Origin of the sequence: Paenibacillus lacisoli (assembly GCF_030580655.1) — a bacterium.
Taxonomy (GTDB): Bacteria; Bacillota; Bacilli; order Paenibacillales; family Paenibacillaceae; genus Paenibacillus; species Paenibacillus lacisoli.
Window position 1 is genome coordinate 360,735 of sequence record NZ_JAUQTB010000001.1, and the last position, 14,990, is coordinate 375,724.

Consider the following 14,990-nt stretch of genomic DNA (forward strand, 5'->3'; position numbering starts at 1 on the left):
ACCGACCGCTGCCAGAACGGTCCGTTACTTATAATTCTATTGTACTCGCTTTGTGATTGATTACAAATGAAGAGGTTATTCGTACAACGCATCTCTTAGCTTGGTCGACATCCGGTTATCTTTGGATACCGTCTTCAACGCTGCTCGCCGAAGCGCATCGTTTCGGGCATGGACCTGCTCCAGCTCTTCAATCAGCTTCATCAGAAGTTCCCTGCTGCGTTCCTCTGGTTCACCTGTTTCTATCCACTCTTCAACTTCTTCTCTTAATTGTGTCAGACGGCTGCTGCTCATTATTTTCATCCTTCTTTCTCTCGGGATCGCCTTTGCGGCATGAATCCTTCATGTCTACAGAATAGCATGTCAGACGCATGCTTGCGACTTGTAACAGCTGTAAGTTATACATGATTCACTAAATTTGACGCTGGTCTGACCAGAATCGTTATGATAATCTATAAAGGCCGCTTTTTTGAGAGTGTCCTGCATTCTCTGGAACGGAGCACGTCACAAAGTCTTGTGTAATTGAGAGGGGTTTCTACATTGCCTACTGGACGCATCACCGTCATTACCGGACCTATGTTTAGCGAGAAGTCCGGCGAACTCATTCGACGCTGTCAGAAGCTGATTAAATACGGCCGCAAAAAAGTGGTCGCCTATAAGCCTGCCGAGGATAACCGATATGCTGAGGATGAGATCGTATCCCGGATTGGATACCGTCTGCCTGCCATCTCCATTCCAAGAAAGCTGAATAAGGAAGTCCTGACACAGATTTTGAAGGAAACGATCGATGCAGACGTTGTTGCTTTTGATGAGGTGCAGTTTTTCAGCCGCGAAATTATGGGGTTGGTGGAAGAGCTGGCATACTGCGGCAAGCATGTGATTGTGGATGGACTTAATCTGGATTATCGCGGCAAGGAATTTGGTTATATCGGCGGGCTGCTGGCCATGGCAGACGATATTGAGAAGCTGACCTCATTTTGTGCGGTATGCGGAAGTCCGGATGCAGCCTTTACCCAACGGATTGTGAATGGAGAACCGATGAAGGCGGGTCCAATTGTTATGATTGGAGACTCCGAGTCCTATGAGCCCCGCTGCCGCAAATGTTTTGTTCCTCCCCATAAAGTGAATTGTTAAAGAATCCATCATAAAAAAAGCAGCGCATCCATTACGGACGGCTGCTTTTTGTTATTTGCGGTGCTTATTAAGATTATACTTTGAAACGCCCAATCTGCTGCTGCAGCTCTTCGGCCATTCTGGACAAGCCCATAGCGGAGGAAGCGATCTCTTCCATGGAAGCGAGCTGCTCTTCAGTCGCAGCCGATACATTCTCTGTACCATCTGCCGCCATTTCGGCGATCGCAGCAATTTCCTTGAAATTGGCCACAATTTCATCTGTACTCGCTGACATTTGCTGCGAACCAGCCGATACCTCTTCAATCTCGCTTGCAACCTTGTCGACCGATTCCAGGATATCCTCGAAGGACAGACCTGCCTGCTGCACCGAATGCAATCCGGTTTCGATCTCGCGGCCGTTGCGGTTGACGGCTTCAAGTGCGTTCTGCGTATCTTTCTGGATCAATGTGACAAGTTCCGTGATCTGCTGGGCGGATTTCGAAGATTGTTCTGCCAGCTTGCCCACTTCCCCGGCAACGACAGCGAAACCTCGTCCATGTTCAGCAGCACGGGCAGCTTCGATTGCAGCATTGAGAGCAAGAAGGTTCGTCTGTGTTGCTATAGCCGTAATGGCTTCAATAATATGTCCGATTTCGCCGGAACGCTCTCCCAAGCCGTTCATCAGCTCTTCCATAGAGACAACCGAACGGTGGATCGAGTCCATCTGCTGAACGGCTTCCTGGATCATCCGGTTACCTTCTGCAGATTTGCTGTAAGCTTCCTGGGCGGATGCCGATACGTTTTGAGCGCGAATCGCAATCTGGTCGGCCCCGACCGACATTTCCTCCATCGATTGAGAGGATTTGTTGACAAGACGAGCCTGCTCGCTCGTTCCTTCAGCTACCTCCTGCACCACAACCGTAATCTGACGGGAAGCAGCACTATTCTGCTCTGCACCCGCTGTTAACTCTTCGGAAGAAGCTACGACCTCGCTTGTCGTATCCGACACAGTCTGGATCAGGCTGCGCAGATTGGCTTTCATCGTATTAAAAGTCTGTGCCAGCTGCGCAATTTCATCGCGGTTCTTGAACATGATATCTTCCTCTGTCAAATCACCGTCAGCGATTCTGCTTGCTGAACGGCTTAGACGGATAACCGGTTTGGAGATCGATTGAGAGATCAGGTAAGCGATCACCAGTCCAATGATGGTTGCCGCAATGCCCAGAATGAGCAGCAGCGTTTTCCCATCTAGATAGCTCTGAACGGCAACCGCAGATTTCTCCTTCGAGAGGGTGTTGTCCAGCTCAATAAGCTCCATAATCGTGTTGTTTGCATTCGTCCACATTTGATAGGACTCCTGATGCAGCTTGCTTGCACCATCAAAGTCATTGTCTTTCCCCGCGGTAATGACAGCAGGAATTTTAGCCAAGAAGAGATTGTAATTGCTGGTGAACTTTTGGTACAACTGTTTCTCTTCGTCCGTCGTAATCATATTTTCATACTGCTTCAGCTCATCGGCTGTTTTTTTCTGAGTAGCAGCAAACTCACCTTCAAGCTGCTTCACCGTACTCTCATTCGTCTCTACGATAATATTTAATGCGAGCCGTTCCAGATCGGAAATATCTCCATTCAAGCTGCCGAGCAGCGTTACACTGGGCATCCACTTATCGTTAATAGATCTGGTATTTGAACCGAGTACCTCCATTTTGAGAAGGCCTACTGTGCTCACCGCAATCAGAAAAGCCAGAATCAAGCCAAAACCGCCAAACAATTTTTTGCGAATCGTCATCTTCATACTTGCACGCTCCGATTACCCATAATTTTATATTTCTTTATCATATATCGACAATTTTCGATAACATTTTTAGTTATTTTTCATATTTTTTCTATGTGGTAAACATTACCTTAAGTCTGCTATCGGTATTGTACCTTTACCTACTTTAATTTTCTATAAATCTTTAAGTTATATAGGCTGCACCTTTTTGCCCTACTAAAAATAAATGCTCGGGTAACCGATATTAAATATGTATGGGATAATTATCCAAAAATGGGTGAAAACATGATTAACTCGCTATCCCGCAGCTCCACATCCATTACTCCGCCAGCCATGACAGACACGGACAAAGAAATTCGGAATCTCATGCAGCAGAAGAGCAAGATCATGGAACAGATCCAGGATGTAAAGGCCAATGACAAACTCGATACCAAGACCAAAAGCGCCCGTATCAAAACCTTAACAGAAAATATGCAGCAGATTGACGCGGAAATTTTGCAGAAGAAGGCGGAAGAACAGGAGGAGAAAAACAAAAACAAACAGCAGTCCAGCACGGCTGAGCAGGAGTCCTCCAGACCATCCGAACTAACCGACCCTGTAAGCAGCCAGCAGCTGCTGACAAACGGGCTGCAATATAATCAGCTGGGGAAGCTTGTAGGCATGCGCAATCAGGCGAATCACACCATCCAGACTATTGAAGGTGAACTTCAAAATGGACGGCTGCTCTATGAGAATACAGCTGATCCAGACGGGGCTAAGTCCGTCATGCTCGCCAACGCGGAGCGCACTGTCTTTCAGAAAAAGCGGGAAAGTATTCAGGACGTGAAAGTCACAGTTCATCGGATCGAAGGTAAAATGAACGATATTCTGCAGGACATCCACGATACTCAAAAAAAAGCCGGGGTTACAAACTCTCCTGCGAATATTAATAGCCAGACTGATACAAACGATTCACCAGAGACCGGCAATCCTGATCCAAACGATGAAATAACAGATCCGGAACAGAGAGACACCCGATCTCACAAGACGAGCACCAAAACCTCCATTGACATTCGTGTCTAAGATTTTACATACAGAAACAGACAGCAAAAAACGCTGTGCAGGATGTTCTCCTCCTTGCGCAGCGTTTTTATATTGCTGGTTATTTCGCGTAACTACTCCTTACCCTTTCAAGAGACTTTATTTTCAATCCGCAGCTTGTCGGCCACCATGGCAATAAATTCTGAATTCGTAGGCTTCGATTTGCTGATGTTGATTGTATAGCCGAACAGGTGACTAATACTATCGATGTTACCGCGTGTCCAGGCGACCTCGATCGCATGACGAATGGCGCGTTCGACACGGGAAGGCGTTGTCTTAAATTTTTCGGCAATGGCCGGGTACAGGGTTTTGGTGATCGCACCCAAAATTTCGATATTATTATATACCATTGTTATTGCTTCACGCAGGTACTGATAGCCTTTGATATGTGCTGGAACACCAATTTCGTGAATAATGGAAGTTATACTGGCATCGAGATTTTTACTTTTACCCAGCGGTACGACATTCGACTTGGAGGTGGACAAAATGGATGAGCTTGAGCTCATGGACTGTATACCTACCAGTTGACGGACCCGATTAGCAAGAACCTCCATATCAAAAGGCTTTAGAATATAATAAGAAGCTCCGAGCTGCACAGCACGTTGGGTAATGTTCTCCTGACCGAATGCAGTCAACATAATGATTTTGGGCTGGGGAGACAGGTTCATGTCACGCAGACGCTCAAGCACACCCAATCCGTCCAGATGAGGCATAATGATATCAAGAATCAACACGTCAGGGACTTTGCGAGCATTATTAATGTGCTGTAATACTTCCTCACCATTAAAAGCAATCCCTGTGACCTCCATATCTTCCTGCTCTGAAATATATTCAGCAAGCAAATTCGTGAACTCCCGGTTATCATCAGCCAACAGTACCTCGATTTTGTGCATTGCATTTCCTCCTTATATTCTCAATGAATGGATAGTTTCAGTCGCTCTTTTCTAGTTTATATTTTCGACATGCCGATTTAAATTCCTTCTGTCGAAAATTATTTTTATTTATTTTTTTAAATGATTGCTATATAATTAATAATTTGCAACATGATCTGATTCTTTTCCCTATGGCTCGACAAATTATTATGGTATGTACCCCGTTCGGGATCTTCTGTTACTATGCTAAACAAAAAGTCTTAAGGCTAACTCGCCTTAAGACTGGTTGGTGCTTGTTGATCTTTGAGCATGACGCCCGCATCCTGCAGCATCCATTCAATGAAGCAGCCGTACCCTGATTTAGGATCGTTCACGAAAACGTGGGTAACCGCTCCGATCAGCTTGCCATTCTGAATGATCGGGCTGCCGCTCATCCCTTGTACGATACCTCCGGTCTTGTCGATCAGCTTCTCATCACTAATTCGAAGCACAATCCCTTTGGTAGCTGGTTTATCCTGATGAGAGACATGAACAATTTCCACCCTATATCGCTGAACCTTCTGACCGTCCACCACCGTCAGGATCTCTGCCGGCCCTTCTTTTACTTCACTCGCTAATGCAACAGGAATTGGTTTTGGATACAGACTGTGATTCGGTTCTTCCGTCATTTTGCCGAAGATGCCGAAATGCGTATTGCGTTCAATATTGCCAAGTGTCTTGCTTTCTTTAACAAAGTTTGCCCGCTTCTCTCCAGGATCTCCGCTTTCGCTCTTAGAAATTGAAGTTACATTGGACTGAACGATCTCACCGCTTCCAACAACGATAGGAGTCTGAGTGTTCATGTCTGTGATGACATGCCCCAGAGCGCCATACACACCCTGATCAGGAGCGTAGAACGTCAACGTTCCGACACCTGCCGCTGAATTACGAACATAAAGTCCAAGCCGCCAGGCACGATCTTCCTGATCATATTCAGGCAGAAGCTCTGTCTGCACCTTTTTACCGTTTCGCTCCAGGGTAACCTTTAATGGCTTTTTACTTGTCCCCGACTGCTCGATGGTACCCGATATTAATGCTAAGTCGTTAACTTTACTGCCATTAATGTGGGTAATCAGATCACCGAGACGAATTCCTGCACCTTCACCTGGAGATACGCTGGAGCGATTGTCACCGCTTTTCACTAAATGATGACCTACAACAAGAAGACCTGCTGATTTGACCTTAACGCCAATCGTCTGTCCGCCTGGAAATACCCTAAGGTCGGGTACCACATGCACATTCACTGTTTTGAGAGGAATACTGCCAAACAGCTTTAATTTTAACTGTGCCTGCCCGCTGTGCTGGGGAGTAAGCTGCACCGGGGACTTGAGGGACACGCGGGTAAAATGGTCTGCGGAGCCGTTGACTTGAAGAACATCAGGATGATCCACCTGAATCTGAGCCTGTACCGGAACGGCTGCCTGCAGCTGGGCAGGCTGCCCTTTGATCAGATTCATTTCATCAGGCCAAGAGAACACACTTTGAACAGTCGACCGGGTACCCAGACAGCATAAAAAAAGAATGAGTACAACAACGGGCACAAACTTCCTGAGGTTGGAGTTCAATGGCTGTCACGCTCCCTTTGCTTCATTCGCTTGACGAGTAAAGGTGGTCGCCAATTGCGTACCTATAACATAACCCTGCCCTCAGGCTTTTATTACTGTCAAACATTACGCCAGCCGCTGTTCTCAGCCTTTTTTGGCTTCCGCAAGATTAAGCATTTCCTGAGCATGATGAAGTGTTTTTTCGGTAATTTCCACACCGCCGAGCATCCGTGCAAGTTCTTTTACACGTCCATCTTCACTTAAGGCTTCAACCTGTGTCATGGTACGCTCTTCCACGACGTTCTTCTCAATCAAATACTGATGATCCGCCATACAGGCCACCTGAGGCAGGTGAGTAATGGAAAAGACCTGACAGGTGGACGAGAGGCGGTACAGCTTCTCCGCAATGGACTGGGCTGCACGTCCGCTGACCCCCGTATCCACTTCATCGAAGATTAATACAGGGATCTGATCATGCTGGGCGAAAATACTCTTCATGGCAAGCATGATGCGTGACATTTCGCCGCCTGAAGCAATTTTGGCTAGTGGACGAAGCGGCTCACCAGGATTGGCTGAGATGAGAAATTCTACGTTATCAATCCCCTGCTTGGTCGGCCGCACCTTCCGGTCATGCCACAGATAACCCCGCGGATCCTCCAAAGGTTCGATCTGTACTCTTAGAGAAGTCCGCTGCATTTGCAGATCTTGAAGCTCTCTCTCCACCTGTGCAGCCAATTCTTCCGCACATGCTCTTCTGGTTTCCGTCAGCTCATCCCCCGCAAGCAGGAGCTTCTCCAGCAGTTCATTGCGCTGGCTGCTCAGCTTCTCCAGGCGTTCGTCTTTGTTCTCCAGCTGGTCGGTTTCACGATGGATCTGCTCAAAATACGTCAGAATTTCATCGATGCTGTCTCCATATTTGCGCTGCAGACCGTGAATCAAATTGAGGCGAACTTCCACTTCTTCAAGACGTGCAGGGTTAAACTCAATGTTCTCGCGGTAATCGCGTAGCTGAAATGCTGCATCCTCAAGCTGATAAAAAGCGGATTGCAGCTGGTCAACGATAGGTTGAAGACCCTTGGAATCATAACGGCTGATATCATTTAACCGGCTTAAGGCGAGGCTCACAGCATCAAGCCCCTCAGGCCCATACAGAATTTCATAAGCACCCGATACCGAATCCATCATTTTCTCACTATGTGATAGCTTCACCCGTTCTTCGGTAAGTAATTCATCCTCACCCGACTTCAGCTGAGCAGCTGCAATCTCTTCCAGCTGGAACCGATACATATCGAGCAACTGATAGGATTTCTGACTGGTCTCCTGCAGCTCCCGCAGCTCACGTTCCACCTTAACAAATTCCCCATACTGCTGACGGTACTTTTCCTTGACCGGCCGAATTAACGGATCACCATACGTATCAAGCAGTGCCAAGTGACGATCTGAACGCAGCAGACTCTGATGCTCGTGCTGACCATGAATGTTAATCAGCTGCTCCCCGACATCACGCAGCATGCTCTGGTTAACCATCTGCCCATTGATTCTTGAAGTGCTCTTGCCCTGCGTGTTCAATTCACGACGTATAATGAGGTATTCATCACGGTTGGCTTTGATGCCGAGCTGATCGAGGGTATCCCATACCGGATGCTGAGGGGAAAGCTCGAACATGGCTTCCATCTCAGCCTTATCGCAGCCATAGCGGATAAGGTCCGCTGATCCCCTTCCTCCTGCAATTAGACCTAATGCGTCAATAATTATAGATTTACCCGCACCTGTCTCACCCGTAAGAACGTGAAAACCCGGGTAAAAATGCACATCCACAGCTTCCACGACTGCCAAATTTCGTATCGATAAACTGACCAACATGGTAACAAGCTCCCTTCAAGTAAAACCTAAGAAATATAGCTCATAATTTGACTCATCACAGTTGTACTGTTATCCGGAGTCCGGCAGATGATCAGAATGGTATCGTCACCGCTGATAGTACCCATAATTTCAGGCCATTCGATGTTGTCCAGCAGTGCAGCAATAGAATTCGCCGTGCCCGGCAGGCACTTCATTACCAACAGATTACCCGTATAATCAATGTGTAAAAAGTTATCCACCAAAGCCCGTTTAAGCTTACTTACCGGGTTGTAACGCTGGTCTGTGGGCAGCGAGTACTTATAGCGGCCATCATCCATCGGAACCTTGATCAGCAGCAGCTCCTTAATATCTCGGGACACGGTTGCCTGAGTTACCTGAAAACCCGAATCACGCAGCGCTTCTACCAATTCATCCTGAGTCTCAATTTCCTTCTGAGTAATAATTTCCCGAATTTTGATATGACGTTGTCCTTTCATAAAAAGCCCCCCGTACAGCATGTTAGTTTATAGTAAAGTCAGAATACGTCTTCTGTGTAGTCCTCATGATCAGCAAGCACGATTCGGCGGATGTTCCCCTGCTCACAATCCACATAGAGCAGACCTGCGCAGGCAGGATACATCAAAAGATAAGGCAAAAGCTTGTCCCTGATCTCAGGTCCGGTGAATGTCAAAGATGCCCGCCGCTTCGCTACCTTAACCAGGTAGGTCTCATCTTCGCTCATCGCAACAAAGTCAATATACAGGCGGCTGTATACCATGTCCTGATTCGAGATAAATGCCAAAGGGATCCGAACTTTTCCTCCTACGACTTCATAACCCTCTTCCTCCAGCAATTGAACCGCCGGATGATCCTCAATCTCTTCATTGATCAGCGGGAAATCTGGCAGTGTGACCGGATCAGTCATCAGCCATTTGCGCAGTCCGTTAAGGATCCACACGATAAGAAGCAATACAATAACAAACATGAGTATTCTGTCATAATGCGCTTCCATCCTATCACCCCGTGATTATTATGCGAGGCCGTCTGTGGTACTTTCTGATAAAGAAGACTCTTTATTATAATTATTAGCATACTGCCTGTGCAACTTACATCCTTCATGTAACTTCTATGTAATAACTAATTTGTGACATTGATGTGAAAGGAACGTTTGTTCCTATTTAATCATGAATCCGCTCAGAAATCAATCTTCATGTTCTCAAATGGATTATCCTTTCTCATAAAATGCAGAAAAGACTCCCGCCTGAAGCGGGAGTCTTTCCCTTCAATCTAGTTATTTATACTTCGCTGGCTTGCCGACAAACGTCTGTCCGGCTTCTTCAACGACACGCCGGATCTGCTCATCCAGAGATTCTGCTGTCTGGCCATCCTCCTGCACTGTCTGTGCTTCTTCAGCTCTAAGCTGCCAGTGAGCGAGAAATTCAATATTCCCTTCGCCTCCCGTTATAGGGGAGAACGTGAGGCCTTCCAGTGACAAACCAAGACCATCTGCAAACGTCAGCACGTTCTCCAGCACTTCACGATGGGTTGAAGCCTCCCGTACGACGCCGGATTTACCTACCTTCTCACGGCCTGCCTCGAACTGAGGCTTAATCAGTGCCGCAATGTCTGCCGGTCTCTTCAGCAGTGCTACCAGCGGCGGCAAAATGATCCGCAAGGAAATGAAAGAAACATCAATACTGGCAAAGTTAGGCTCAGGTCCCTGCAAATCTTCGGGAGTCATATAACGGAAATTTGTTCGCTCCATAACATTAACCCGCTCGTCGTTGCGCAGGGACCAGTCCAGCTGGTTGTAACCCACATCAATAGCATACACATAAGATGCCCCGTGCTGAAGCGCACAATCCGTAAAACCGCCGGTCGAAGAACCGATATCCAGCATGACCCGGTCCGCCATATCCAGGCCAAAATGCCGGATTGCCTTCTCCAGCTTTAAGCCGCCGCGGCTGACATAAGGGTGCACCGCCCCTTTGACGCGCAGCGCACTTTCGCGGGGAATTTTACTCCCCGCCTTATCTACAGGCATATCATCGACCAGCACTAAGCCGGCCATGATGGCTGCCTTTGCTTTCTCTCGGCTTTCAAAAAAACCCTGCTCGACGAGCAGCACGTCTATTCTTTCTTTGGATGATGACATGTGGCTCTCCTATATTTCCTCGATTTCGATCCGCTTCAGGAAGAGTAAGTGTTCGGAGTCAGACTGAAAGGCTGTCCGGAGGCCAATTTCCGTACATTGGCCACCAGAGCATCCACGGTCAATCCCACTTCCGCACGCTGTTCAGAAATGCTGCCATGTTCAATAAAGAGATCCGGAATTCCCATCAGATGGATAGGGAGATCATACATCTCTTCCCTGGCGTAAAATTCGAGTACTGCGCTGCCCATGCTTCCTGCCTCGGACACTTCCTCAATGACAATCATTTTGGTATGCTGACGACCAAGCTCAAGAAGCATCTGCTCATCCAGCGGTTTAAGGAAACGGGTATTCACAACACTCACCTGAATCCCTTCCCGTTTCAGGACGTCAGCGGCTTCTTCTGCCAGCTGTACCATCGGTCCTGCCGCCAGAATCGCGTATCCCTCACCTTTACGAATATATTCCCAGCTGCCAATCGGGATATTCTTCAGCTCCCGGTCCATCGGAACACCAACCACATTATTACGCGGATAGCGGTATGCAATCGGACCGTCATTGTAGTCTAGAGCGGTCTTCATCATATGCCGCAGTTCATTCTCATCCTTAGGCATCATCATGACGATATTCGGGATATGTCTCATGAAGGCGACGTCATAGACACCCTGATGCGTCTCACCGTCTGCACCTACAAAACCGGCACGGTCAATCGCAAACATTACATTCGCATTATGACGGCATATATCATGGACGATCTGATCGTAGGCCCGCTGCATGAATGTGGAATACACCGCAAACACCGGCTTCATGCCTTCCATGGCAAGCGCTGCGGTCATTGTAGCTGCATGCTGCTCTGCAATGCCGACGTCAATCATCCGTTCTGGAAAGGCTTTGCTGAACGGGATCAATCCCGAACCGCTTGGCATCGCAGGAGTAACAGCGACAATCCGCCGATCCTGTTCCGCAAGTTCAATCAGCGTCTGACCGAATATCTCGGTATACATCGGATTGCCTACGGCTTTCAATGCTTTACCGGACTCAATCTTGTAAGGTGACGCGCCGTGCCATTTGTGTGAATCTACCTCGGCAGGCTTGTAGCCCTTACCTTTTGTGGTCACCGCATGAACCAGAACCGGACCGTTCACGTTATCTGCCTGATGGAAGGTCTCAATCAGTTTGCCAAGATCATGGCCATCCACGGGTCCCAGATAAGTAAAACCCAGCTCCTCGAACAGCACGCCCGGCACCATCATATATTTCAGAGAATCTTTGACACGGCCAGCCGATTTGGCCAGCTTGCCGCCAATGGCCGGTATTTTCTTCAGAATCCCTTCGAGTTCATCCTTGGCACGCATATAATGCTTATCTGAACGGATCTTGCTCAGATAGTTATGCATCGCACCCACGTTTGGCGCGATAGACATTTCATTATCATTCAGAATGACCATCAGCTTCTTCTGCTCATGACCGATATGATTCAAGGCTTCAAAGGCCATACCGCCTGTCAGGGCACCGTCACCAATGACCGCGATAACTTTATTATCTTCGCCCTTAAGATCTCGGGCCAGCGCCATCCCCATAGCTGCAGACAGGGAAGTGCTGCTGTGCCCGGCTTCCCAGACATCGTGTTCACTCTCGGCACGCTTGACAAAGCCGCAGAGGCCTTTATATTTGCGCAGCGAATCAAAGCGATCCATGCGCCCTGTCAACATTTTATGCACATACGCCTGGTGACCCACATCATAAATCATTTTGTCCTGCGGGCTGTCATAGCAATAGTGCAGGGCGACCGTGAGCTCAACCACACCCAAATTCGATGCCAGATGTCCACCTGTAACAGACAGCTTCTCTATCAAAAACTGGCGGATTTCCGCGGATAGGGAGGCCAGCTCATCAACTGACAAAGATTTCAGATCGCTCGGTTTTTGTATTTGTGGAAGCAGCACGTCTAACTCCCCGCTTTCCTGAATTGGATTTGTTGTACTTTTCCGCATACACAGTAATGCTCATTAATAAAAACTCATCAGTCATAATAAAGCCTATTATATCACAATCAGACCGCTTTCAATAAAAGGGGACGATTTCTGTCGTTTAATGGTCTCGTTTCATCAGAAAATCCGCAATTTCCAGCAGTCGGCTTGGGTCAGGGATATTCGCCGATGCCAAGGCACCTTTCGCCGAGGCCGTCAGACGCTCCACTTCTTCAAGCGAACGTTCCATACCGAGAAAATAAGGATATGTTACCTTTTGCTGCTCAACATCACTTTGTGTTTTTTTGCCCAGCTTCTGCTCGTCACCAATGAGATCTAGAATGTCATCCTGGATCTGGAAGGCCAGGCCAAGGTCCCGGCCAAAACGCTCCAGTGCCTCCAGCTGTGCCGGCTCACCACCAGCAGCTCTGCCTCCGGCCACAAGAGAGAAAACGATCAGGTCACCCGTTTTATGCAAGTGAATGTACTGGAGCTGCTCCAGTCCCGTAACCCCCTGCTCACCTTCCATGTCAGCCATCTGCCCGCCGACCATGCCTCGCGCCCCGGCCATAACAGACAAATCCTCAACGATAGAGAGGACTGCATCTGCAGGAACGCTGTGTAAACGGGCTGCCTGGACTACGCTGTAGAAAGCATGAGTCAATAGAGCGTCCCCGGCCATAATGGCCGTTGCTTCACCATAAACTTTGTGATTAGTCAGCTTGCCGCGCCGATAATCATCATTGTCCATAGCGGGAAGGTCATCATGGATCAGGGAATACGTATGTACCATCTCTACCGCGCAAGCAACCGGCAGTGCAGCTGCACGGCTGCCGCCGAGTGCTTCCGCAGCAGCGATGACGAGCAGCGGACGAAGCCGCTTGCCGCCAGCCATCAATGAATACTGCATCGATTCCAGCAGAGAAGACGGGACATCCCAGTGATCGGGAATGCTCGTCTTCAGCTGCTGTGTTACCTCTTCGGTGATCTGAGCCATATATTCCGCAAAATCAGGACGCTTACTCAATCATTTCACCGCCAGTACCCTCAGTTGAACCGAACGGGCGCTTGCGGAGCTCACCGTCTTCCTCCACAATGACTTCAATTTTGCGCTCGACCTGCTCCAGCTTCTGGCTGCAGAGCTGAGATAATTTCATTCCCCGTTGAAACAGGTCAATTGCCTGTTCCAGCGGCACATCCCCGTGCTCCAGCTGGCCCACGATTTCTTCAAGGGCTGCCATCGCTTCTTCAAAATTCAGTTCGGTTTCATTCACCGCCATGTTCAGCATCCTCCTTCATTCCCCATACCTGACAATCAAGCTGCCCATCACTTACCTTGATCTTGATCAGATCGCCGGGCTGTACATCATGCAGGGATTTGATCAGTTTGCTCTCCTTCTCGTCGTAGACGAGGCTGTAGCCGCGGGCCATCACCTTTAGCGGACTCAGTGCGTCCAGCTGGCGCATGGCCGAGGACAACTGCTGGGACCGGCTCCGCATCATCCCCAGCATCCCATTCTCCAGCTGCCGGCGGCTGCTGTCGGTCTGCCGGCGCGCGGCCTTGATCTGCTCGCGCGGGTTAAACCGCTCCAGCGCGTGCCGCAGCCTCGCGGTCTTCTCGGCGCTAAGACGGGACCGCGCCTCAACCGTGCGCTGCAGGCGCTGCCGCAGCATATCCAGCCGCTCCGCGTGCTGGAGCATGTACCGCCGCGGCTGACGCAGCGCGGGCGATCGCTGCAGCCGGGCCAGCCTCTCCCGGCTGCTCGCATGCTGCTGCCGCAGCGCTTGACGCAGACGGCTCTGCCGCTGCCTCAGCTGCTCCAGCAGCTCCGTGCGGTGCGGAACAGCCAGCTCCGCGGCTGCCGTCGGGGTGGCGGCCCGCAGATCGGCCGCAAAATCGGCGATCGTGAAGTCGGTCTCGTGACCGACCGCAGAGATCACCGGAATGTCAGATGTATAGATCGCACGAGCCACAATCTCCTCATTAAATGCCCACAGTTCTTCCAGAGAACCGCCGCCGCGTCCGACAATAAGAACATCGGCTTCCTGTCTGCGGTTCATCACCTCAATCGCTTTTACAATCGAAGGCGCAGCCCCTTTCCCCTGTACCGTGACAGGGTAGAGCAAAATTTCTGCCTGCGGGTAACGTCGCTGAAGGGTTGTGATAATGTCACGCACGGCAGCGCCGGTAGGCGAGGTGATCACGCCGATCACCTTAGGAAAACGCGGAAGCGGACGCTTGCGGCCCTCCGCGAACAATCCTTCGTCCTCCAGCTTCTTTTTCAGCTGTTCATACGCAAGATAGAGACTACCAATCCCGTCCGGCTGCATATGGGTCGCATAAAATTGATACTGCCCGTCGCGTTCATATACGGAGATATTACCCCGTGCGATGACCCGCGAGCCTTCCTTGGGCACAAAAGGCAGACGCTGGTTATGCGAAGCGAACATAATAGCACGCAGACGGCTGCCCTCATCTTTTAACGTAAAATACATATGACCGCTCGAATGATGGGTGAAGTTGGAGATCTCACCACGAATCCATACGTCGGACAGCACCTGGTCCGATTCGAGCTTCATGCGGATGTACCGGTTCAGGTCCTTGAT

Annotated in this window: 14 protein-coding genes; 2 read left to right on the forward strand and 12 right to left on the reverse strand. The window is 49.3% G+C overall.

What is annotated here, in order from left to right; translation table 11 throughout:
* Nucleotides 1-75 precede the first annotated feature (75 nt).
* A complete protein-coding gene (locus Q5741_RS01805) occupies nucleotides 76-291 on the reverse strand; it encodes a hypothetical protein (RefSeq protein ID WP_305022330.1) in 216 nt (71 codons plus the stop codon).
* A gap of 246 nt (nucleotides 292-537) precedes the next feature.
* Between Q5741_RS01805 and Q5741_RS01810 the strand changes: the two genes are divergently transcribed.
* On the forward strand, nucleotides 538-1,131 hold the full coding sequence (locus tag Q5741_RS01810; protein WP_305022331.1) for a thymidine kinase: 594 nt from the start codon (nucleotides 538-540) through the stop codon (nucleotides 1,129-1,131).
* A gap of 73 nt (nucleotides 1,132-1,204) precedes the next feature.
* On the opposite strand, the gene Q5741_RS01815 is transcribed toward Q5741_RS01810, so the two are convergent.
* Entirely contained in the window at nucleotides 1,205-2,905 is a 1,701-nt protein-coding gene (locus Q5741_RS01815; protein ID WP_305022332.1) for a methyl-accepting chemotaxis protein, read from the reverse strand.
* Nucleotides 2,906-3,169: 264 nt separating this feature from the next.
* Here Q5741_RS01815 and Q5741_RS01820 point away from each other — a divergent pair, with 264 nt between their 5' ends.
* Nucleotides 3,170-3,946 (forward strand): FlxA-like family protein, encoded by a 777-nt coding sequence (locus tag Q5741_RS01820; RefSeq protein WP_305022333.1) that lies wholly within the window; start codon nucleotides 3,170-3,172, stop codon nucleotides 3,944-3,946.
* Nucleotides 3,947-4,053: 107 nt separating this feature from the next.
* On the opposite strand, the gene spo0A is transcribed toward Q5741_RS01820, so the two are convergent.
* The 10 genes from spo0A to xseA form a co-directional block, all read right to left on the reverse strand.
* Nucleotides 4,054-4,857, reverse strand: coding sequence for a sporulation transcription factor Spo0A (gene spo0A, locus Q5741_RS01825; RefSeq protein WP_305022334.1), 804 nt, complete (start codon nucleotides 4,855-4,857; stop codon nucleotides 4,054-4,056).
* A gap of 245 nt (nucleotides 4,858-5,102) precedes the next feature.
* A complete protein-coding gene (spoIVB, locus tag Q5741_RS01830; protein ID WP_305022335.1) occupies nucleotides 5,103-6,440 on the reverse strand; it encodes a SpoIVB peptidase in 1,338 nt (445 codons plus the stop codon).
* A gap of 123 nt (nucleotides 6,441-6,563) precedes the next feature.
* Nucleotides 6,564-8,282 (reverse strand): DNA repair protein RecN, encoded by a 1,719-nt coding sequence (gene recN, locus Q5741_RS01835; RefSeq protein ID WP_305022336.1) that lies wholly within the window; start codon nucleotides 8,280-8,282, stop codon nucleotides 6,564-6,566.
* Nucleotides 8,283-8,308: 26 nt separating this feature from the next.
* Nucleotides 8,309-8,758 carry a transcriptional regulator AhrC/ArgR gene (gene ahrC / locus Q5741_RS01840; RefSeq protein WP_305022337.1) on the reverse strand — a complete coding sequence of 150 codons (450 nt, stop codon included), beginning with the start codon at nucleotides 8,756-8,758 and terminating at the stop codon, nucleotides 8,309-8,311.
* 38 nt (nucleotides 8,759-8,796) lie between these two features.
* Nucleotides 8,797-9,246 carry a hypothetical protein gene (locus Q5741_RS01845; protein WP_305022338.1) on the reverse strand — a complete coding sequence of 150 codons (450 nt, stop codon included), beginning with the start codon at nucleotides 9,244-9,246 and terminating at the stop codon, nucleotides 8,797-8,799.
* Between the two features lie 306 nt (nucleotides 9,247-9,552).
* Nucleotides 9,553-10,416, reverse strand: a complete 864-nt coding sequence (locus Q5741_RS01850) for a TlyA family RNA methyltransferase (protein WP_305022339.1) — start codon at nucleotides 10,414-10,416, stop codon at nucleotides 9,553-9,555.
* A gap of 35 nt (nucleotides 10,417-10,451) precedes the next feature.
* Entirely contained in the window at nucleotides 10,452-12,359 is a 1,908-nt protein-coding gene (dxs, locus tag Q5741_RS01855) for a 1-deoxy-D-xylulose-5-phosphate synthase (protein WP_305022714.1), read from the reverse strand.
* Nucleotides 12,360-12,504: 145 nt separating this feature from the next.
* Nucleotides 12,505-13,380: a polyprenyl synthetase family protein gene (locus tag Q5741_RS01860; RefSeq protein ID WP_305022715.1), complete on the reverse strand. Its 876-nt coding sequence runs from the start codon at nucleotides 13,378-13,380 to the stop codon at nucleotides 12,505-12,507.
* A 22-nt stretch (nucleotides 13,381-13,402) separates the two neighbouring features.
* Nucleotides 13,403-13,663 carry an exodeoxyribonuclease VII small subunit gene (xseB, locus tag Q5741_RS01865; RefSeq protein WP_305022340.1) on the reverse strand — a complete coding sequence of 87 codons (261 nt, stop codon included), beginning with the start codon at nucleotides 13,661-13,663 and terminating at the stop codon, nucleotides 13,403-13,405.
* Nucleotides 13,650-14,963 (reverse strand): exodeoxyribonuclease VII large subunit, encoded by a 1,314-nt coding sequence (xseA, locus tag Q5741_RS01870; protein WP_407074311.1) that lies wholly within the window; start codon nucleotides 14,961-14,963, stop codon nucleotides 13,650-13,652. The genes xseB and xseA overlap by 14 nt, the downstream gene beginning before the upstream one ends.
* Between the last annotated feature and the right edge of the window lie 27 nt (nucleotides 14,964-14,990).

Excerpts from the sequence above, each read along its gene's own strand:
- Q5741_RS01805 (WP_305022330.1), bottom strand. The coding sequence starts at position 291 with ATGAGCAGCAGCCGTCTGACACAATTAAGAGAAGAAGTTGAAGAGTGG.
- Q5741_RS01815 (WP_305022332.1), bottom strand. The coding sequence starts at position 2,905 with ATGAAGATGACGATTCGCAAAAAATTGTTTGGCGGTTTTGGCTTGATT.
- Q5741_RS01820 (WP_305022333.1), top strand. The coding sequence starts at position 3,170 with ATGATTAACTCGCTATCCCGCAGCTCCACATCCATTACTCCGCCAGCC.
- spo0A (WP_305022334.1), bottom strand. The coding sequence starts at position 4,857 with ATGCACAAAATCGAGGTACTGTTGGCTGATGATAACCGGGAGTTCACG.
- recN (WP_305022336.1), bottom strand. The coding sequence starts at position 8,282 with ATGTTGGTCAGTTTATCGATACGAAATTTGGCAGTCGTGGAAGCTGTG.
- ahrC (WP_305022337.1), bottom strand. The coding sequence starts at position 8,758 with ATGAAAGGACAACGTCATATCAAAATTCGGGAAATTATTACTCAGAAG.
- Q5741_RS01845 (WP_305022338.1), bottom strand. The coding sequence starts at position 9,246 with ATGTTTGTTATTGTATTGCTTCTTATCGTGTGGATCCTTAACGGACTG.
- Q5741_RS01850 (WP_305022339.1), bottom strand. The coding sequence starts at position 10,416 with ATGTCATCATCCAAAGAAAGAATAGACGTGCTGCTCGTCGAGCAGGGT.
- Q5741_RS01860 (WP_305022715.1), bottom strand. The coding sequence starts at position 13,380 with ATGGCTCAGATCACCGAAGAGGTAACACAGCAGCTGAAGACGAGCATT.
- xseB (WP_305022340.1), bottom strand. The coding sequence starts at position 13,663 with ATGGCGGTGAATGAAACCGAACTGAATTTTGAAGAAGCGATGGCAGCC.
- xseA (WP_407074311.1), bottom strand. The coding sequence starts at position 14,963 with ATGAAGCTCGAATCGGACCAGGTGCTGTCCGACGTATGGATTCGTGGT.